This is a genomic window from Rhizobium sp. RM (assembly GCF_013390595.1).
GTDB lineage: Bacteria > Pseudomonadota > Alphaproteobacteria > Rhizobiales > Rhizobiaceae > Agrobacterium.
In genome coordinates this window covers 546,695-567,041 of the sequence record NZ_JACAWV010000008.1, presented here as the reverse complement: position 1 = coordinate 567,041, position 20,347 = coordinate 546,695, and the positions used below count along the sequence as shown (strand labels likewise).

18 protein-coding genes are annotated in these 20,347 nt (G+C 57.6%); 9 read left to right on the top strand and 9 right to left on the bottom strand.

All coding sequences use genetic code 11. The features are described from left to right. Window positions 1-216: 216 nt before the first annotated feature. Genes glcF through HWX89_RS11685 form a run of 3 tightly spaced genes read right to left on the bottom strand, consistent with a single transcriptional unit; the run spans window position 217 to window position 4,169 of the window. On the bottom strand, window positions 217-1,518 hold the full coding sequence (gene glcF / locus HWX89_RS11695) for a glycolate oxidase subunit GlcF (RefSeq protein WP_138794637.1): 1,302 nt from the start codon (window positions 1,516-1,518) through the stop codon (window positions 217-219). Between the two features lie 3 nt (window positions 1,519-1,521). After that, on the bottom strand, window positions 1,522-2,724 hold the full coding sequence (gene glcE, locus HWX89_RS11690; protein WP_138794954.1) for a glycolate oxidase subunit GlcE: 1,203 nt from the start codon (window positions 2,722-2,724) through the stop codon (window positions 1,522-1,524). Window positions 2,725-2,729: 5 nt separating this feature from the next. Continuing rightward, window positions 2,730-4,169 carry an FAD-linked oxidase C-terminal domain-containing protein gene (locus HWX89_RS11685; RefSeq protein WP_138794636.1) on the bottom strand — a complete coding sequence of 480 codons (1,440 nt, stop codon included), beginning with the start codon at window positions 4,167-4,169 and terminating at the stop codon, window positions 2,730-2,732. Window positions 4,170-4,280: 111 nt separating this feature from the next. Between HWX89_RS11685 and HWX89_RS11680 the strand changes: the two genes are divergently transcribed. Continuing rightward, entirely contained in the window at window positions 4,281-5,180 is a 900-nt protein-coding gene (locus tag HWX89_RS11680) for a LysR family transcriptional regulator (protein WP_138794635.1), read from the top strand. A 46-nt stretch (window positions 5,181-5,226) separates the two neighbouring features. Here the strand turns inward: HWX89_RS11680 and HWX89_RS11675 are convergent, their stop codons facing one another. Further along, complete coding sequence (locus HWX89_RS11675) at window positions 5,227-6,501, bottom strand: DUF3422 family protein (RefSeq protein WP_138794634.1); 1,275 nt, start codon at window positions 6,499-6,501, stop codon at window positions 5,227-5,229. A 266-nt stretch (window positions 6,502-6,767) separates the two neighbouring features. On the opposite strand from HWX89_RS11675, the gene HWX89_RS11670 reads away from it, so the two are divergent. The 7 genes from HWX89_RS11670 (at window position 6,768) to HWX89_RS11640 (ending at window position 14,298) form a co-directional block, all read left to right on the top strand. Then, window positions 6,768-7,541 carry a FadR/GntR family transcriptional regulator gene (locus tag HWX89_RS11670; protein ID WP_138794633.1) on the top strand — a complete coding sequence of 258 codons (774 nt, stop codon included), beginning with the start codon at window positions 6,768-6,770 and terminating at the stop codon, window positions 7,539-7,541. Window positions 7,542-7,644: 103 nt separating this feature from the next. Continuing rightward, window positions 7,645-8,991: a glycosyltransferase family 4 protein gene (locus tag HWX89_RS11665; protein WP_178340715.1), complete on the top strand. Its 1,347-nt coding sequence runs from the start codon at window positions 7,645-7,647 to the stop codon at window positions 8,989-8,991. After that, complete coding sequence (locus tag HWX89_RS11660) at window positions 8,988-9,734, top strand: HAD-IIB family hydrolase (protein WP_138794631.1); 747 nt, start codon at window positions 8,988-8,990, stop codon at window positions 9,732-9,734. The genes HWX89_RS11665 and HWX89_RS11660 overlap by 4 nt, the downstream gene beginning before the upstream one ends. 208 nt (window positions 9,735-9,942) lie before the next feature. Then, complete coding sequence (locus tag HWX89_RS11655; RefSeq protein ID WP_138794630.1) at window positions 9,943-10,383, top strand: NUDIX hydrolase; 441 nt, start codon at window positions 9,943-9,945, stop codon at window positions 10,381-10,383. Window positions 10,384-10,533: 150 nt separating this feature from the next. Next, window positions 10,534-12,039 (top strand): inorganic phosphate transporter, encoded by a 1,506-nt coding sequence (locus HWX89_RS11650; RefSeq protein WP_138794629.1) that lies wholly within the window; start codon window positions 10,534-10,536, stop codon window positions 12,037-12,039. Window positions 12,040-12,057: 18 nt separating this feature from the next. Then, window positions 12,058-12,795 carry a 16S rRNA (uracil(1498)-N(3))-methyltransferase gene (locus tag HWX89_RS11645; RefSeq protein ID WP_138794628.1) on the top strand — a complete coding sequence of 246 codons (738 nt, stop codon included), beginning with the start codon at window positions 12,058-12,060 and terminating at the stop codon, window positions 12,793-12,795. A 129-nt stretch (window positions 12,796-12,924) separates the two neighbouring features. Next, entirely contained in the window at window positions 12,925-14,298 is a 1,374-nt protein-coding gene (locus tag HWX89_RS11640; RefSeq protein ID WP_138794627.1) for a glutamate--cysteine ligase, read from the top strand. A gap of 209 nt (window positions 14,299-14,507) precedes the next feature. Here HWX89_RS11640 and HWX89_RS11635 read toward each other — a convergent pair whose 3' ends face one another. Beyond that, window positions 14,508-14,810 carry a YjiS-like domain-containing protein gene (locus HWX89_RS11635; RefSeq protein ID WP_138794626.1) on the bottom strand — a complete coding sequence of 101 codons (303 nt, stop codon included), beginning with the start codon at window positions 14,808-14,810 and terminating at the stop codon, window positions 14,508-14,510. Between the two features lie 202 nt (window positions 14,811-15,012). On the opposite strand from HWX89_RS11635, the gene HWX89_RS11630 reads away from it, so the two are divergent. Continuing rightward, window positions 15,013-15,963: a LysR substrate-binding domain-containing protein gene (locus HWX89_RS11630; RefSeq protein ID WP_138794625.1), complete on the top strand. Its 951-nt coding sequence runs from the start codon at window positions 15,013-15,015 to the stop codon at window positions 15,961-15,963. A gap of 63 nt (window positions 15,964-16,026) precedes the next feature. Here the strand turns inward: HWX89_RS11630 and HWX89_RS11625 are convergent, their stop codons facing one another. From HWX89_RS11625 to guaB, 4 genes are all read right to left on the bottom strand, one after another. After that, entirely contained in the window at window positions 16,027-16,902 is an 876-nt protein-coding gene (locus HWX89_RS11625) for a dienelactone hydrolase family protein (protein ID WP_138794624.1), read from the bottom strand. A gap of 123 nt (window positions 16,903-17,025) precedes the next feature. Next, complete coding sequence (adhP, locus tag HWX89_RS11620; protein WP_138794623.1) at window positions 17,026-18,054, bottom strand: alcohol dehydrogenase AdhP; 1,029 nt, start codon at window positions 18,052-18,054, stop codon at window positions 17,026-17,028. A 133-nt stretch (window positions 18,055-18,187) separates the two neighbouring features. Next, window positions 18,188-18,589 (bottom strand): MAPEG family protein, encoded by a 402-nt coding sequence (locus HWX89_RS11615; RefSeq protein ID WP_178340743.1) that lies wholly within the window; start codon window positions 18,587-18,589, stop codon window positions 18,188-18,190. Window positions 18,590-18,702: 113 nt separating this feature from the next. Beyond that, the gene (guaB, locus tag HWX89_RS11610) at window positions 18,703-20,208 is read right to left on the bottom strand and encodes an IMP dehydrogenase (protein WP_138794621.1); all 1,506 of its coding nucleotides are present in this window, start codon (window positions 20,206-20,208) and stop codon (window positions 18,703-18,705) included. Window positions 20,209-20,347 lie beyond the last annotated feature (139 nt).

The window sequence follows — 20,347 nt, the reverse complement described above, 5'->3', positions numbered from 1 at the left end:
AGTATTCCGCAACTGCGCGGCAGTACAAAACCGCACTGTTCGCTTGAAACGATGCACCAGAACGCTACAGTTCAACGGACGGTGGAAAAACCACTGAAAAATACTTGGCGGGGGACGCCAGGCGCCAGACCTCTCTCAGGGGGATGATGGAACGGCCTTGAAACGGGTGGTCTTTGGCCACCCGTTTTTCGTTTCGTGCAAAGCCGTCTGCACTGTCTAGACAGGAAGCTCTGCGGGTCTGGGGCCGCCATAGGCCCAGTCAAGCAATTGCGCCGTGTGCAGGATTGGCATGTCGGTTCCGGTTGCGATCTGGGTGATGCAGCCAATATTGCCGGTGGCAATCACATCGGCTTTCGTTGCTTCGATATTCTTTACCTTGCGCGCCTTCAACTGGGCCGAGATTTCCGGCTGCATGATATTGTAGGTTCCGGCCGATCCGCAACAGAGATGCCCTTCTGCCGGATCTCGAACGGTGAAGCCCGCGGCTTTCAGCAAGAGCTTCGGCGCCATGGTGATCTTCTGGCCATGCTGCATGGAACAGGCGGAATGGTAGGCGACTGTCAGTCCGTTTCTGTCACGCTGAGGCAATTCGAGCGTCGCCAGATATTCTGTAATATCCTTGGCCAGCGATGAAACGCGGGCCGCCTTTTCCGCATAGACAGGATCAAGCCGCAGCATGTGGCCGTAATCCTTGATCGTCGTGCCACAGCCGGAAGCCGTGATGATGATGGCGTCGAGGCCATCCTGCTCGATCTCTCGCGTCCACACATCGACATTGCGCCGTGCGGCGGCGAGCGCCTGCTCTTCTCGCCCCATGTGATGAACCAGAGAACCACAACAGCCTTCGCCCCTGGGAACGACGACCTCCACACCGAACCTCGTCAAAAGGCGCATCGTCGCCTCGTTGATGGCGGGGTCGAGCACAGGCTGTGCGCAACCACTTAGGATCGCGACACGCGCCCGCTTTGTCCCTTCGGCGCCGCGTGTGCCCGGTTTGACGGAGGCAGAAACCGGGGGCACCTTCGTCGGTGCGAGCGCGAGCATCGATACCAGCGGTTTGAATGCAGGCGTTTTTGCAAACAAGGCCCCGAAGGGTCGCGCCATATTGGCAAGACGCAAGGCAGCCCGGAACCGTGCGGGGTAAGGCAGGACAAAAGCCAGCAGGCTGCGGAGCAGCCGATCGGCCAGAGGTCGTTTGTAGGTCTTTTCAATGTGGGCGCGGGCATGGTCGACAAGGTGCATGTAGTCCACGCCCGAAGGACAGGTTGTGGTACAGGCCAGACAGGACAGACAGCGATCGATATGCGTCACCACCTCCTTGTCCGCAGGCCGGCTGTTTTCCAGCATGTCCTTGATGAGATAAATACGCCCACGCGGACTATCCAACTCATTTCCAAGGGTGACATAGGTCGGACAGGTCGCCGTACAGAACCCGCAATGCACACATTTGCGCAGGATTTTTTCGGATTCGGCCACATGCGGGTCGGCAAGCTGCTCGGGCGTAAATGATGTCTGCATGGTTCAAGCCGCCCTTGTCATCTTGCCGGGATTGAAGATGCCCGCCGGATCGAGTTTTTCCTTGATGCGTGCCGAAAGTAGTGCTTCAGCGGCAGAACGCGGTTCGAAGGCGTCGATGGTCGAACGCATGATATCATCAGCCCTCAGCAAGGTGGCATGGCCGCCGCCAAAAGCCCTGATTGCGCCACGTAACAGATCGGCTTCCGGATCTGCCTCCATCTGCATCCAGACAAGCCCGCCCTGCCAATCGTAAAAGGCATCGATACCGGCTTCCATCCGCAGTGCAGCAACCAGCCTGTGACCTGCACCTGGAGCGACCGAAACGCGCCAGAGCGGTTTCGCCGCCTGCCCATGATACGGGGCCACATCCCGGACGTGCTGCCACAGCAGATTGCTTTCCTCATCTTCCAGCACCACCCACGGCCCCACCCTGTCCATGACAGAAAGAAGCTTCTGTGCCCGTGCCTCAACAGACGGGCCAAGTCCTTCAAGGCGAAGGATCGTTGCCGGTCCTTCCGGCAAGGCGCCGCCCAGGAAACGGGAGCGAACGCTTTCGGGAAGATGCGCCGCTCCAGAGACTTCGACACTCAGCGCCATCGCGCCGGCCATGACCGTTGTGGCAGCCTCGTCATCCAGACCTGAAATCACAACCGTTCTTTCGACGGGAGGCTTCGGCAAAACGCGGAAGGTCACTTCCGTCAAAAGACCCAGTGTGCCGTAAGATCCGGCAAGAAGCCTCGAAAGATCAAGTCCGGTGACGTTCTTCATGACCCGGCCACCGGCCTTGATGATCTCTCCCGCACCGTTGATGAAACGTGTGCCAAGCAGACTATCGCGCGCTGCACCCGCAACATAACGACGCGGACCGGAGACGTTGGCGGCGAAAATGCCACCAATGGTCGGCTCTCCCGTCGTGCCCATGATGCCACGGTGATCCATCGGCTCGAAAGCCATCATCTGGCGGTTTTCGGCAAGAGCCGTCTGGATAACGGACACAGCTGTTCCAGCCCTGACGGTCATGACCATTTCCGCCGCCGTATAGCTGACGATGCCTGAAAGGCCGAGCGATGAGAGGGTGGCGTCCGCCGCGACAGAGTTTCCAAAACCCGCGCGTGTGTTGCCGCCCGAAACTTGCAAAGGCGTTTTGCTGGTGGCGCACTCGCGGACGATGTCGGCCGCCTCGTCCTCCGTCACCGGTGTGAACATATCCGTCATACGCTCTTCCGTCCTTCCAGTGGAAATACCTTGGAAGGGTTCATGATCCAGGCCTCATCGAAGGCAGCGCGAACTGCCATTTGTTGTGCAAGATCGGCATCGCTGTACTGGTGGCGCATCAGATCGCGTTTTTCGATCCCGACACCATGTTCGCCGGTGAGACATCCGCCAGCATCGACGCAAAGTTTCAGTATTTCGTTGCCCGCCTCTTCCGCTCTTGCCGCATCCTCGGGATCATTGGCATTGAAGAGAATGAGCGGGTGCATATTGCCGTCACCCGCATGGAAGACATTGGCGACGTGCAGGCCAAGCCGGTCGGTGATTTCGCTTGTTTTTTTGAGCACATAGGACAGTTGCGACAGTGGCACCGTGCCATCCATACAGATATAATCCGCAATACGCCCGGTCGCCCCGAAAGCCGACTTCCGACCCTTCCAGATTGCTGCCGCCTCCATGGCCGACTGGCATTCGCGCACGGTTTTCACCGCATGTTTTCTGGCGATGGCAACGATGTCGGCGAGCATCGCATCCATTTCCGCCTCAGAACCCTCCACCTCGACGATCAGCAACGCACCGACATCGAGCGGGTATCCGGCCTTGGCGAAAGCTTCGCAAATCTCGATGGCGGGCTTGTCCATGAATTCGATCGCGACCGGAATGATGCCCGATCCAATAATATCGGCCACGCAGGAGCCGGCCTCTTCCGAGGTTTCAAAACCGAAGAGAACGGGGCGAGCGCCTTCCGGCTTGGCGATCAACCGAACTGTCGCTTCCGTGACGATGCCCAATTGCCCCTCAGAACCACAGACGAGAGCAAGAAGATCATAACCGGCGGCATCCAGATGTTTGCCGCCCAGTTCCAGCACCGTGCCATCCACCAGCACCAGCTTTACACCCAGCAGATTGTTGGTGGTGACGCCGTATTTCAGACAGTGCGCACCACCCGAATTCATGCCGATATTGCCGCCAATGGTGCAGGCCAGTTGCGAGCTTGGGTCCGGAGCATAGAAAAACCCTTCGGCACCGGCAGCATCGGAAATGGAGAGATTGGTGACACCCGCCTGTACGCGCGCGGTGCGATTGTAAAAATCCAGTTCGAGGATCGAAGACATCTTCGAAAGGCCAATCACGACAGCGTCTTCCTGCGGGATCGCACCGCCAGACAGCGAGGTGCCGGCACCACGCGGTACGACGGGCACGCCATTTTCGTGGCAATATTTCAAAACCGTGGATACCTGTTCGGTGGTTTTCGGAAGGGCTACCGCAAGTGGCAGACGCCGATAGGACACAAAGGCGTCCGTTTCAAAAGGAACGAGTTCGCGCGCCTCGTGCACAAGACAGTCGGCAGGCAAGATGTCGGCCAGGCCCGCAATAATCTGCTCACGCCGTGAAAGCACCGCAGGGCGCGGTTCCAGAAACCGGATCGGCTGCGTCATCGTTCCTCCCGCTGCACTATCCTCAAAGTGGTATTCTTTCTTTACCACTTTGATTGAACCCAGGCAAATGCTATAGATTTTTTCCGTTTTGGAAAGAATAGGAGCCCAACTGTGACCAATCTCGGCGATCTGGAAGTCTTTGCGAGCGTCGCTGCGTCCGGAAGCATGTCGCATGCTGCCAAGGAGCTTGGTTACTCGCCAGCCGTCATCTCCAAACGCATCAAACGGCTTGAAGAAAAGCTGGGCGCTCGACTTTTCCAGCGAACGACACGCCGGATATCTCTGACTGAGGCGGGACAGGGATTTTACGAGCGCGTGCGCGCGGTTCTCGAAGGGCTGGAAGATGCTGAGGATTTCGTCTCGGGCCGCGCCAATACCGTCAACGGCACCCTGAAAATTTCCGCCTCGACGTCCTTTGGTCGCATGCACATCGCACCGCATCTGAAGACCTTCATGGAGCGACACCCTGAGCTATCGATCAATCTGGTTCTGAGCGACGAGTTCATCGACATCATTGAAGGCGGCTACGATCTGGCGATCCGCATTGCCGATCTGAACTCTTCGAGCCTTGTGGCGAGGCGGCTTGCACCTGTTCGGCGCGTTCTCTGCGCTTCCGCGGATTATGTTGCAGTTCATGGGATGCCTGAGACGATCGAAGATCTGAAGCGCCACCGCTGCCTGCCTGCGCACAACAATGATGTCTGGCGGCTGGAGGGGCCGGGTGGAGCATTCAGTATTCGTCCTGAAGGTATGCTGACCACCAATTCCAGCGAAGTGATCCGCGAAACCGTGATCTCCGGCCTCGGCATTGCGCTCCGTTCAACCTGGGATATCGGCCACGAATTGCGCAGCGGCAAGCTGGTACAGGTGCTGCCTGGCTACGAAGGTTCAAAGAACGTGACGCTGTCTGCGGTTTATCCCAGCCGTCAGTTCCTGCCTGCCAAGGTGCGATTGTTCATCGACTTTCTAGCCGAGCTTTATGGTCCGACACCCTATTGGGAGCGCGGCTGACACAATTGCTGGAGCATCGGACAGTTTCGATCCGATGCTCCAGGGTTCAGTGTGCGCCCTCGGCATGAGAGCGACGAATGCGCCGCACCACCCACCAGACACCCAAAACCGCTACGGGAACAGAAAGACCCGTCAAAACTGCTGGATCGACGGGCAGCACATCATGGCTGATCGCCTTGGTGAGATATCCGACCAGACCAACGACGTAATAGGAGATGGCGGCAACCGAAAGCCCCTCCACCGTCTGCTGCAGACGCAGTTGCATGGCAGCACGCTTGTTCATGGTGTTTAGAAGCACCGTGTTCTGGCGTTCCAGTTCAACATCGATCCAGCTTCTGACAAGTGCCGTGGCGCGGTAGAGTTTGCGCGACAGGTTCGCCTGCCGCTCCTCAACAGACTGACAGGTGCGCATGGCGGGCGCCATGCGTCGCTCCAGAAAACTGCCCATGGTTTCATGCCCTTGTACCGGCGTCTCCGCCAGTGCCCGGATGCGCTCCCGCACGATGCCATCGTAAGCGCGGCTGGCGCCGAAACGATAAAGGCTGAGCGCAGCGTTCGCCTCCAGCTCGGCGGCAAGCCGGGTCATTTCTGCAAGCAAGGCGTCTGCCTCGTCCCGCGCGCCGTTCTTCATGCGCTGGGTAATCGCCGTCAATCCATCTTCGATGCGGCGGATTTCCGGCGATAAAGTTTGCGCCATTGGCAGGCCAAGCATGGCAAGCGTACGGTAGGTTTCGATGTCTAGCAGCCTCTGCACCAAAGCGCCGCGCCCATGGCTGCTCAAACCGCGGTCAATCACCAGAATCTGCGTCAGGCCATCGCGGTCCTGTCGGAAATCGGTGAGGATGGTGGCCTCGCCGCCGCGCACATCACTGTGACAGAGGCTCGTCGGATCAAAAACCGCTTCCGCATCCGTCGTCGCCCCGACATCAGGCCGGACTTCCAGACGTACACCCGATATCAGGGTCCCAGGCGGCGAGAAACCGTCACCGAATGGATCACCGATGACATCTCCACCAAATGCATCAGGTGCAGGACCATCCCAGAACCAGGTTGAGAATTCCGTGTGCTGCTCCCACCGCAACGTGCCCTGTCCCCAAGGCATTGCGTGGTGGCGAGCATCCCGTTCCGGTGGCGCGATACCACGACTGCGCGACATTTGAGCAATGACCGCGTGATGCACCGAGGCTCCGCCATCCATCATGAAGGCAAGCTGGATGATGATGCGCGACGGCGCCAGAAGCACCGTCGGTCTGGCATGGACTTCGCCGAGCGCAAGTGCCCGTTCCGGCGCACTCGCAAATGCAAATCTACCCTTGGCCATTGCGATCCCGCCTCCTGCCTTATCCAAAGTCCGGCTTAAATCATCCAACACGCCGGCAAAATCGTCACGGAAGCAACCTGTCTTTGTTTTGAGGCACTTCCGGAAAGAAATCGCACTGCGCTGACGTACGCCTGCTTTAACAAAAGCCAGTTTGAAAGGGCAGATGCCGAGTTGACGCAGGCAGCTCGCACCAACTGGACAGAATATTTGACCAGTGCGGCGCTTCGCTGATAGTTTCCGGCAGGTTTCTGCTGGAGAATGCTGCGATGGACGAGACGCTTTTTGCGCAGATACAGCACACACGCACCTCCGAGGAAGTCGTGCTGCGCTTTGAGGAACTCATTCTCGACGGAGTTTTGCGTGACGGCGATCGATTGCCCGGCGAGCGAGACCTTGCCGAACGACTTGACGTTTCGCGGCCGATTTTACGAGAAGCACTGAAGGAACTCGAAACGCGCGGCCTGCTTGTCAGCAGGCACGGCGGCGGCACCTTTGTTGCCGATATCGTCGGCGAAGTCTTTTCCGATCCGTTGAGCGCGCTGATCACGCGCCACAGTCGCGCAACGCGTGATTTCCTTGAATATCGTCGGTACATCGAAGGCATGGCTGCCGAACTCGCTGCGCAGCGCGCGACCGAGCCGGACAAGAGCAATCTTGCCGCAATCATCGAAACCATGCGGGAAGCGCATATGACCGGCAGGTTTGAAGATGAACTGGCAAGTGATGTGGAGTTTCACAACGCCATTGGCGAGGCCGCCCATAACATCGTTTTGATGCACACGCTCCGCTCCTGTTACCGTCTGCTGAGCGACGACATCTTCTATAACCGCCATCTCATTTTCTCGCTCCCCGGTGCGCATGATACCGTGTTGCAGCAGCACATCGCCATTCAGGAGGCAATCTCCAGAAGCGACGCGGCGGCGGCCCGCGCCGCAGCGGAAGCACACATCGATTTCATTGTCGAAACAACGGCCAAGGCGCATCAGGCGAAAGAATGGGACCGGATCTCACGTTTGAGGCAGATACACCGCAACGCTTAAAAAACGCGCAACCGCGCTGTCAGCAAATTTTTTATTCATTTTTATTTGGAACCTTTCCGATCAAGGGGCATTTTTATCTGGTTGATTGAAAAAATTTACCAAGATGGGACCCATGACGACCACGAGCGAAACTGAACGCTATCCGCGGATAGCTCTCATATCGACGCATGGCTATGTCGCCGCGCACCCGCCTCTGGGAGCTGCCGATACCGGAGGACAGGTTGTTTATGTCCTCGAACTCGCGCGCAAGCTTGGACAACTCGGCTACAAGGTCGACCTTTTCACCCGCCGCTTCGAGGACCAGCCGGAATTTGACGAGGTGGATGATCGTGTTCGCGTTGTACGCATTCCCTGCGGGGGGCGCGATTTCATCCCGAAAGAATATCTGCACCGACATCTGATGGAATGGTGCGAGAACGCACTGCGCTTCATCAAAAAAAATGATCTGACCTACTCGTTCATCAACAGCCATTACTGGGACGCCGGCGTTGCCGGTCAGCGCCTGTCTGAAGCCCTGAAAATCCCGCATCTGCATACGCCGCATTCGATCGGCATCTGGAAAAAACGCCAGATGGAGACGGACTATCCTGAAAAGGCCGACACGTTCGAACTGGAGTTCAATTTCAAGGAGCGCATCCAGCACGAACTCATCATCTATCGTAGCTGCGACATGGTGATTGCGACGACGCCGGTTCAATTGGATGTTCTGATCGAGGATTACGGCCTCAAGCGCAAACATATACATATGATTCCGCCAGGCTACGACGACAACCGCTTCTTCCCGGTGTCGGACGCCTCTCGCCAGATGATCCGTCAGCGTTTCGGCTTTGAAGGTAAAACCGTTCTGGCACTTGGACGCCTTGCCACCAACAAAGGTTACGATCTGCTGATCGACGGCTTTTCGGTTCTGGCGCAACGCGAGCCCGAGGCCCGCCTTCATCTCGCCGTCGGCGGCGAGAATATGGACGAGCAGGAAACGACGATCCTCAATCAGCTTAAGGAGCGCGTGAAATCGCTTGGGCTTGAAGACAGGGTCGCCTTCTCCGGTTACGTATCGGACGAAGACCTGCCGGACATGTACCGCGCAGCGGATTTGTTCGTGCTCTCGAGCCGCTACGAACCGTTCGGCATGACGGCGATCGAAGCCATGGCCAGCGGCACACCAACTGTCGTGACCATCCATGGCGGCCTTTTCCGCGCCATCAGCTATGGTCGTCACGCACTGTTTGCCGATCCTTTCGACAAGGAAGATCTCGGCATTACCATGATGAAGCCATTCAAGCATGAGCGGCTTTATGGCAGGCTTTCCCGTATGGGCGCGCACAAGGCTCGCAGTCTGTTCACCTGGACTGGTATTGCCCAGCAGTTGCTGGCACTGGTCGAAGGCAGGACAATGATGCCCGTGCTGGAAGAATCCGACTGGGCCGAACCATGGAACGACGGCGATTGAGACCGCTGCGCCTTTTTTCCACCGATCTCGACGGAACCGTCGTTGGCAACAATGACGCGACACGGCGTTTCCGCGATTTCTGGTATTCGCTGCCGGACGAAACGCGACCGCTCCTGGTTTTCAACAGCGGCAGGTTGATCGATGATCAACTGGCCTTGATTGAAGACGTGCCGTTGCCCCGCCCCGACTACATCCTTGGCGGGGTGGGCACCATGTTACACACCCGCGACCAAGCGGATCTGGAGACGGCTTATACCAAATCGCTTGGCAGCGGCTTCGATGCGAACGCGATAGAAAGCGTCATGACCCGGATATCCGGCGTGACCATGCAGCCCGACCGGTACCAGCACGGCCTGAAATCGAGCTGGTTTTTACACGATGCAGATGAACAGGCACTTCGTGACGTCGAAACCGCACTGGCACGAGCAGGCGTTGACGCCCGGGTCGTCTATTCCAGCAGTCGCGACCTCGATATCCTGCCGAGAGCAGCAGACAAGGGCGCCGCCATAAGCTGGCTCTGCCATCGGCTCGGCATCGACCTGAGCGAAACGGCTGTCGCCGGCGATACCGGCAATGACCGCGCCATGTTCGAATTGAGCGGTGTGCGAGGCATTGTGGTCGACAATGCCCTTCCGGAACTGCGTGCACTCGCACCGACGATGGACAGCGTCTTTCTCTCCGGAAAAGCCGAAGCTGATGGTGTGATCGACGGACTGCAACACTGGGGTTTGCACAATCGCTAGGCAGCGCTAATTTCAGCGCATGTATAAAGCCCGTCTATATTGACGGTGCCTAAAAGCAATAAGACAATATCGAATCAGGCGTGTATTGCGATCAGGGACACCATTGGACCTGGCCGCAAACACCTTATATTAGTATTTACGCACGTTAATAGAGAGAGGTTCTCAAGGGTTGAACATATTGGATCGATTGGCAACAGAAGTCAGCTTGATGCTCCGCAGACCACCGCGGCAGCAATATGCTGCGCTTTGCTATCGTTTCTCTGACAAGCGCGCCACACCGGACGTTCTCCTGCTGACAAGCCGTGATACCGGACGCTGGGTCATTCCCAAGGGTTGGCCCATGGGTGGAAAAAAAGCGCACGCTGTCGCCGAACAGGAAGCCTTCGAAGAAGCTGGCGTTCGCGGCAAGGCCAAAAAGTCGCCATTCGGGTTCTATGAGTATCGGAAAAAGCTCAATAGCGGCGTGAACGTGCAGTGCCGCGTTCAGGTGCATCTGCTCGAAGTGGCCGAACTTGCAGACGATTTCCGTGAGAAAGGCAGTCGCACCCTGGAGTGGGTCACGCCTGAGGAAGCTGCGTTGCGCGTCAACGAGCCGGAGCTGAAAGCATTGATGCAGACTTTCGGCCAACAGATGACGCAATCGAAATAGCCTCATCACCTGAAAACTGCCAACCTTCACGAAGCTGTCTCTCTGGCCTTTCTTTTCCCAAGGCCCTAAGAGATGGAACAATCCTCCTGTATCTTACCTTCAGCCCGCAAAACTGCCGGACGAAAAGGAATTCTGGCAACCGAGGTCTGAATGGCAACAAAACCGCCATCGAACATGAAACCGACTCTCGACAAGGATCTCGACAAGATCACTCGCGTCGAAGAGGCGACCCTGCACGTGACCCGGCAAATGGCCGGCGTTGGTGCGGGCTTCATGTTTGTTGTCCTGGCGGCGTTTTTCGCCAGCACCTTCGTCACCGGTGATCCCAACGCCTTTATCATCATCGCCGGCGTGATGGTTGGCGCCTATATGGCGATCAACATCGGCGCGAACGACGTGACGAACAATGTCGGTCCTGCCGTTGGCGCCAAGGCGATGCCTCTTGGAATTGCCCTCGTTATCGCCGCCATTTGCGAAATTGCCGGCGCGCTGATCACTGGCGGCAATGTCGTGGAGACAATTTCCAGTGGCATCATCAACATCGACACCATTCCAGACCGGACGGCTTTCTCCTGGGCAATGCTGTCGGCCCTTCTCGCAGCAGGCCTTCTCGTCAACGTCTCGACTTGGACAAAGGCGCCGATCTCCACCACGCACACGGTCGTCGGCGGTGTCGCCGGAGCCGGCGTGGCGGCTTATGGCGTCAGTGCAGTCGATTGGCTTTCATTAAGCCGCATCGCCTTTGCATGGATGTTTGCGCCGTTCATCTCAGCCGCCATTGCCATCGCCATCCTCGCATTCATCAAGGAATTCATCATCTATCGCGAGGAAAAGATTGACGCTGCACGGCGTTGGGTTCCCGTTCTGATCGGCATGATGACAGGCGTTTTTACGGCCTACCTGATATGGGTCGGTCTGCGGCAGATTTTCCATATATCGCTTGGCTCTGCGAGTGGGCTGGGACTAATCGCCGGCGTCGTTGCCTGGCGCATATGCGTTCCCGTCATTCGCAAGCAGTCGGAAGGGCTGGAAAATCGTAACCAGTCGTTGAGGACGCTTTTCCAGTGGCCACTCATTCTGGCCGCTGGGTTGATGTCCTTCGCCCATGGTGCCAACGACATTTCCAACTCCATCGGCCCGGTGGTGGCAATCGTACGCGCTGTGCATGACGAGGCCGTCAGCACCTCGGCGCGAGCGCCGTTGTGGGTGATGCTGATCGGCGCATTCGGGCTTTCGTGCGGTATCCTTCTCTACGGTCCGCGCCTCATCCGCCTCGTTGGCGAGCAGATTACCAAGCTTAATCCCATGCGGGCATTCTGCGTTTCTGTGGCAACGGCCCTGACAGTGCTTGTAGCGTCCCGTTTCGGCCTCCCGGTCAGCACCACGCACACGGCAATTGGTGCTGTTTTCGGCGTCGGGTTTTTCCGCGAATGGTACACGCGCACGTCAAGGCGACGACAGGAAGTCATTCACTCCGCGATCGCCACAGGCGGAAAATTCAACAAATTTCAGGATAATCCGTCAGAGGTGCGTCGCCGTTATCTGGTCAGGCGCTCGCACTTCATGACGATCATTGCGGCCTGGCTGATTACGGTTCCGTCCAGCGCATTGCTTGCAGCCCTGCTGTATTGGATTATGTATACCCTGTTTATTTGAGAGAACCGAAGACCCCTCATGCGCGCAAATTTCCGGATGCAACGCCTGTTTATCGACGTCCCGTTACACGCTGAAGCGGTGTGCGAGGCGAATGCTGAACAGTTCAACTACCTCGCCAATGTGCTGCGAATGAGCGATGGTTCCGAAATCCTGCTGTTCAACGGGCGCGATGGCGAATGGAAGGCCACCGTTTCTTTCCCCAGCCGCAAGAAAATCATTCTGACACCATCTGAGCAAACAAGGCCGCAACCCTCTCCTTCCGATCTGCACTATCTGTTCGCGCCGCTGAAAGTCGGACGGATGGACTACCTCGTGCAGAAAGCGGTGGAAATGGGCGCGGGACAGCTACAGCCCGTCATGACGCAGCATGTTCAGGGCAAAATCCACAACACCGAAAAACTCCGTGCCAACGCCATCGAGGCGGCCGAGCAATGCGGCATCCTCTCCATCGCCGAAGTGGCTGAGCCCGTGAAGCTCAAGGATTTGCTCGATACATGGCGTCAGGATCGGCGGATTATCTATTGCGATGAGGGCGACGCCGGTCAAAACCCTCTTCCCATTCTTCGCGGCATCACCGAGAAGAAGCTTGCACTACTGGTTGGCCCGGAAGGCGGTTTTTCGGAAGAGGAACGAGAGCTTTTGCGCGCCAGGAGTTTCATTACGCCCATTCCGCTTGGGCCCCGAATCCTCAGGGCCGATACGGCCGCAGTCGCCGCTCTTGCCGTTATCCAGGCGGCAATCGGCGACTGGAAGTAACCGACATCGGGGCGCGAATTTTGCGCTTCATCCATCTTTAAAAGAAATTCATTTGCCTCGGCGTAGTATCCGGCCCTATCTGCCAATCATATGCCTCGCCGCAACAGAGACCGCATAACAAGGTAAGCCATGGCACGCGATACGACCGACCAGACACCCCTCTCCTCCGTCAAGGAGCTTACTGACTATCTGGCCGGTGGCTGCAGACCTGAAGCGGACTTCCGCATTGGCACCGAACATGAAAAGTTCGCGTTCTTCCGAAAGGACAATACGCCGGTTCCCTATTTCGGCGATGCCAGCATTTCGGCCCTCTTGAAGGGCATGCAGGAGAAGCTCGGCTGGGAACCGATCATGGACGGTGAAAACATCATCGGCCTTGGCGAACAGCATGGCATGGGCGCGATCTCCATCGAGCCCGGTGGTCAGTTCGAACTTTCGGGCGCACCGCTTGAGAACCTGCATCAGACCTGCAAGGAATCGAACCAGCATCTGGCGACCCTGCGCGAGGTCGCCGAACCCATGGGTATCCGTTTCCTTGGCGTTGGCGGCAGCCCTCTGTGGAGCTTTGAAGACACACCACGCATGCCGAAATCGCGCTACGCGATCATGACGCGCTATATGCCGAAAGTCGGGACCAAGGGTCTCGACATGATGTACCGCACCTGCACCATTCAGGTGAACCTCGACTTCTCCTCGGAAGAGGACATGCGCCAGAAGATGCGGGTTTCGATGAAGCTGCAATCTTTGGCAACCGCACTGTTTGCTTCCTCACCGTTTACAGAAGGCAAACCGAATGGTCTGCTCTCCTGGCGCGGCGATATCTGGCGCGACACCGACAACCAGCGTTCCGGCGTTCTACCCTTCACCTTCAAGCCGGACTTTGGTTTCAAGGATTACGTGGAGTGGGCGCTGGATGTGCCGATGTACTTCATCGTGCGCGACGGCAAATATCACGATTGCACGCATGTGACCTTCCGCCAGTTCATGAACGGCGCATTGAAGGGCGAGGTTGCCGAATGGCAACCAACCATGGGTGACTGGACCAACCATCTGTCGACGCTCTTCCCGGACGTACGTTTGAAGCGTTTCCTGGAGATGCGTGGTGCCGATGGCGGGCCATGGCGCCGCATTTGCGCCCTGCCCGCTTTCTGGGTTGGCCTTCTTTATGATCGCGAGGCTCTTTCGGCAGCAGACGCTCTGACAGCGGACTGGTCTTACGACGATGTTCTCGCACTGCGCGATGCCGTACCGGTCGAAGGTCTGAATGCCGGGATCGCTGGAAAATCGCTCCTCGACGTTGCCCGCGAGGTCGTCGATATTTCTCGCCGCGGCCTGAAAAATCGCAATCGTCTGAACGGTGACGGACAGGACGAAAGCGTTTTCCTGTCATCGCTCGACGAGGTTCTTGCCAAGAAAACCACGCTCGCTGAAGACCTGCTGTCGCTCTACAACGGCCGCTGGAACGGTTCAGTCCTGCCGATTTTCGACGAGTACCAGTATTGATGAGGGCGGCGCGGTGTTAGGCCGCGCCGACTGAAAACAAAAAAGCCCGGTGCGGCCGGGCTGGCCGTACACCGGGCAAAGGCAGGGCTATTGGCAAATCACCCTGCGGGGAAAATCATACTGGGCGGGGGCACAACGTCGTTTGCCGCAACCCAGATCAGTGTGAACATCGGTCAAGCGAAGGCGCGTACGCTCTTCGATCTGACGCCTTAGTCCGGACGACGGATCTCGAACCTCGATAAAGCGCGTAATCTCGCCGCGCGGGTCAGATGTTCGGTCGGGTCCTCGAGCAGGCCGCTATCGAGTGCCCTCATGACATCCGACCGGGCAATTCCGACATCGGCGAGCAGACGATCATCGAGTTCCGTCAATTCATTGGCCGCGATACGATTGCCAATACGCCGCAGAAACGTTTTCACAGACGAGGCCGCACGCACGGCGACGCGAACCCACGTTTCGCTCTGCCTGGTGGTTGCGAGTTCCAGTTCCATTCTCCGTTCTGCCGTGCGCATAACACTTATCCTTTCGTAACGGCACGATGCGGCACCGCCTCCGGCGCACCACGCGCGGAAAGCTGCCTTTGCTGAGAGGCGAAGCTGAATGCTTGCCTCGGGGTTGAGTTGATTTGCTGGCGTCAAAATGTCGCAAGACTATTGATCAGTCCAACGAATGTTTCTAATGTAAGGTATCAATAGCTCTTATGGATCAATATCCATGTCCGCACCCCTCGACATAGATCAGCTTCACACTTTCATCGCCATCGTCGATACCGGAAGTTTCACGAAAGCAGCGGATCGCGTTTTCAAGACGCAATCGGCCGTTTCCATGCAGATGCGACGACTTGAGGAGCGGATCGGCAAACAGCTTTTCGCCAAGGACGGGCGTGGTAACCGCCTGACGGCGGAAGGCGAGAAGCTGATGAATTATGCCCGTCGCATCATCCGTCTGAACAACGAGGCGATTGCAGCCTTCGATGACAATCGACTGGAAGGTACGCTTCGGATCGGCACACCGGACGACTATGCCGATCGTTATATGCCCGAAATCATCGGCCGTTTTGCAAAAACCCATCCGAATGTCGAACTTTACATCGTCTGTGAGCCTTCCGTCAGTCTCGGCGAGAAAATGGCGCGCGGCGAACTGGATATCGCACTGGTCACTCATAATCCCCGCGCCCGCTCTTCCGATGTCGTGCGCACGGAGCCTCTCTGTTGGGTCGCCTCCGCCAACCATCCGCTCAAGGACGACGCACCGGTGCCACTTGCTGTTGGTCGCCGCGATTGTCATTGGAGGCAGCTCGCCTGCTCCGCGCTTGACGCCGATGGCCGCGACTATCAAATCCTCTTCACAAGCTGGTCGTCCACGGTCGTTGCAGCCGCCGTTCTTGCAGGCATGGCGGTTTCCGTCCTGCCGGAATCGGCTCTACGCACCGGCATGAAGGTACTGACCTCCGCAGATGGCTTCCCGCCTTTGCCTCCAGTGCAGATTGGCCTGATGAAGCGCCCCGGTCTGTCGCCGTCGCTCGTCAATGCCATTACCGACCACATCACCGCCTGCCTCGACAATATTTCACCCGCAAGCGTGGCCGACGAAATGGACAGCGACGTCAAGACCTACCCGAAGCTACCCCGTCTGAGGGCGGGGCATATGTTGCCTGGCTGGTAGAACCTCTCACGAATAAAAAAGCCGGAGCACACGCCCCGGCTTTTTTGTTGAGGGCGTCTCGGCTCAGGCGAGATATTTTTTGAAGAATTCCGTCGTCCGGCTCCAGGCAAGATCTGCTGCCGCCTTGTCGTAACGGGCTGAAGAGGTATCATTGTTGAAGGCGTGATTGACGCCGTCATAAATGAATATCTCGAACGTCTTGCCGTTTTCCTCCAGCGCCTTTTTGTAAGCGTCTATTCCGGCGTTGATCCGTTCATCCAGGCCAGCGTAGTGCAGCAGCAACGGCGTCTTGATCGCCGGAACATCGGCTGCCGGTGCCTGCTGACCGTAATAGGCAACGCCGGCATTCAGCCCTTCCGATTTGGTGGCAAAGCGATTGACGAGCCCGCCGCCCCAGCAGAAACCAACCGCGCCAACCTTGCCGTTTGCACCTTGCCGCGCCGCGAGCCATACACGGCTTGCTTCGGCATTGGCCACAGTCGCATCCATGTCGAGGCCGCTGAACATCTGGCGCGCCTTTTCCTCATCGGCGGGCGTTCCGCCCTGTGGCGACAGGAAGTCAACGGCGAGTGCCCGAAAGCCATCCAGGGCAGCTCGACGTGCAACATCGCGGATATGATCGTTCAGACCCCGGTTTTCGTGGATGACAATCACCGATCCCAATGGACCGGATGCTGATTTCGGCGTGACGAGATAACCCTTCATCTCACCGGACGCACCCGGATAGGCCACGTCTTCCGCAACAATACGCTCGTCATCAGCCGCGACAACCGCAGCCTTTGCACTATTGGCCGCAAGAAGCGGCGCAATCGTTGCGGCAGCCGCTCCTGAACCGGCAAGCAAACTCAGCTTTTCCATGAACTTACGGCGATCAAGGCTGAGATGCGTATATTCATCGTAAGCATCGATCATTGCCTGCGTGATTTTCGGCTTATCCATCGCCGTATCCTCCCTCAACTCATGATGAGGGAGGATAACGCAGATCACATCGTCCGCGATGATGTCAAATAGTGGCGGCGGCACACGTTTGCGTGAAGTCCCACCACCCTTGGTCGCAGTGCATCAGGCGGCGAGGTCAACCACGATGCGGCCTTCGATCTTGCCTTCTTCCATTCGGTGGAAGATATCGTTGATGTTATCGAGCTTGTCCCAGGAGAAGTGGGCTGCGACCTTGCCCTCACCCGCAAAGGTCAGTGCTTCCTCCAGATCCTGCCGCGTACCAACGATGGAACCACGCACAGTAATGCGTTTCAGCACCGTGTCGAAAACCGGAATGGAAATGAAGCCCGGCGGCAAGCCGACCAGTGCCATCGTACCCTTGGAACGAAGGAAGCCGTACGCCTGCTCCATGGCCTTGGGAGAGACCGCCGTGACCAAGGCGCCATGTACGCCACCGACGGCCTTCTGTACCTGCTCGACCGCATCCGGCGCGCGCCCATTGACGGTGACATCGGCGCCCAGCTTTTTCGCAAGCTCCAGCTTGTCGTCGAAAATGTCGGCTGCGACAACATTCATGCCCATGGCCTTGGCATATTGCACGGCCATGTGGCCGAGGCCACCGATGCCGGAGATCACAACCCATTCGCCGGGTCTCACCTCGGTTTCCTTCAGGCCCTTGTAGACGGTGACGCCTGCACAAAGAACGGGAGCGGCGGGACCAAATTCGAGATTATCCGGCAGGCGCCCGACGAACTTCGGATCGGCGAGACCATATTCGGCGAAGCTGCCATTTACCGAGTAACCGGCATTTTTCTGGCTCGGGCAAAGGGTCTCCCATCCCGTTCGGCAAGGAATGCAGCAACCGCAGGCCGTATAAAGCCATGGTGTTCCGGCCCGATCACCTTCCTTGATGCCGGTAACGCCAGCGCCGATCTTGGCAACGTAACCAACACCCTCATGACCGGGGATGAAAGGCGGGTTCGGCTTGACCGGCCAATCACCTGTCGCGGCATGAAGGTCCGTGTGGCAAATACCCGTTGCCTTGTAGTTGATGAGAATTTCGCCCGGACCGGGATCAGGAATCGGCACTTCCTCGATCGTCAGCGGTTTTCCAAATGCGCGGACAACAGCCGCCTTCATTGTTCTTGCCATGACATACTCCCTAAATCTCAACTCACGATAGAGAGATTAACGAGGAAAGCACGTCATGGAATTGACCTAGAGCAAATCGAGGCATTTTAGCCGACCGACTGTCTCACTTATGAGGCAACAAGGCGCAGCTGTTTTATTCCAGCGCCAGCCAGACAGCTAGCCAGCCCCAGAGAGCGACCAGAACGGCAAACCCCAGTCCAAAAAGCGGGGCCCGGTAGCGCAGGCTGTTGCTGGTCACATGAACAAAGGAATGGCCATAACGCGTGAGCACAAAAATCCATGCCAGCACGACCGTGACGATATTGTCCGCGTCGGTGATGTAAAGCAGCAGGCAGGCGATGTGAAACAGCACCGGAAGTTCGAACTGATTGGCGATGTTCCGGTTTACCAGGCGGCTTTCGCGCGCTTCTTCGCCGCTGTCCTTGTAACGCATGACAGCGTCGCGATCGACGAAGGTGTATTTCTGACGCCGAACAAGAAGCAGCGCATAGAGCGCGAAAACGAGAAAGACATGGGCAATCATCGGCCAGAACATTGCGGTCGTCGGTGACATGCTTTCTCCTTCAATGACGAAAACGCTCTCCGACCCGGCACGGATCGGAGAGCGCCAAATACTCAGGAACCTTTTTACGGATTCGCTTCGAAAGATCAAACCGAACCGGGATAGTTCGGGCTTTCGCGGGTGATCGTCACGTCGTGCGCGTGGCTTTCGCGCAGGCCAGCGCTGGAAATGCGCACGAAGGTAGCGCGTTCCTGGAATTCCTTGATCGTACCACCACCGACATAACCCATTGCAGCCTTCAGGCCGCCTGCAAGCTGGTGCAGAACGCCGGAGACCGGACCTTTATACGGAACCTGACCTTCGATGCCTTCAGGCACAAGCTTCAGCGTGTCGCGGACTTCCGCCTGGAAGTAACGGTCTGCCGAACCACGCGCCATGGCACCAACGGAACCCATGCCGCGGTAAGCCTTGAAGGAGCGACCCTGATAGAGGAAGACCTCACCGGGGCTCTCATCCGTGCCGGCGAGAAGCGAGCCGATCATCACGGCGGATGCGCCTGCGGCAATTGCCTTGGCAAGGTCGCCGGAGAACTTGATGCCGCCATCGGCAATGACAGGGATATCGGCAGCATTGGCAACTTCAACCGATGCCATAATCGCGGCAAGCTGCGGAACGCCGACACCGGCAACGATACGTGTCGTGCAGATAGAACCCGGGCCGATACCGACCTTCACGCCATCCGCACCCGCATCAATCAGCGCCTTGGTACCGTCAGCCGTCGCGACGTTACCGGCAATGATGCGAACCGAGTTCGACATTTTCTTTACATGGGCAACGGCGTCGAGAACGCGCTGCGAATGGCCATGTGCCGTATCGACCACCAGAAGGTCAACGCCGGCGTCGATCAGACGCTCGGCACGCTCGATGGCGTCAGCACCAACGCTGATTGCGGCAGCGGCACGCAGACGGCCCTGCGCATCTTTCGTGGCATTCGGGTTAAGCTGCGACTTCTCGATGTCCTTGACGGTGATGAGGCCAACGCAGTTGCCCTTCGCATCGACAACAAGCAGCTTTTCAATGCGATGCTTGTGCAGCAGACGCCGCGCTTCCTGCTGGTCAACGCTGCTTTCCTTGACCGTGACCAGATTTTCGCGGGTCATCAATTCGTAGATCTTCTGCTGCGGATCAGACGCAAAACGCACATCGCGGTTGGTGAGGATACCAACGAGACGACCGTTCTTGTGACCGCCGGCGCCACCGTTTTCGACCACCGGGATACCGGAGATACCGTGGGCCTTCATCAGAGCCTGGGCTTCCGCCAGCGTTGCATCCGGTCCGATTGTCACCGGGTTGACGACCATGCCGCTTTCAAACTTCTTGACCTGGCGAACTTCCTCGGCCTGCTCGATTGGCGTCAGGTTGCGGTGGATAACACCAATACCGCCGGCCTGTGCCATCGCAATGGCAAGACGACCTTCGGTCACTGTGTCCATAGCGGACGAAAGGATCGGGAGGTTCAGGTCGATATCACGGGCAATACGGGTGGAAATATTCGTCTGGCCAGGCATGACCTCCGAATGTCCGGGTTGCAGCAACACATCGTCAAATGTGAGAGCGTCCAAACCAGTGGGTGTTTGAATGATGCGTGCCATGGCCAAATTCCTTCAGACTGAAAATGCATGGCCGGTCCGGAACGATTAGTTCACCCCGGCGGTCCTGCAAGGATTGCGTGGAAGTTGGCGAGGGCTGGTAACACGTTCATGACAGGAAGGGAATAGAAAAAACCCGGAA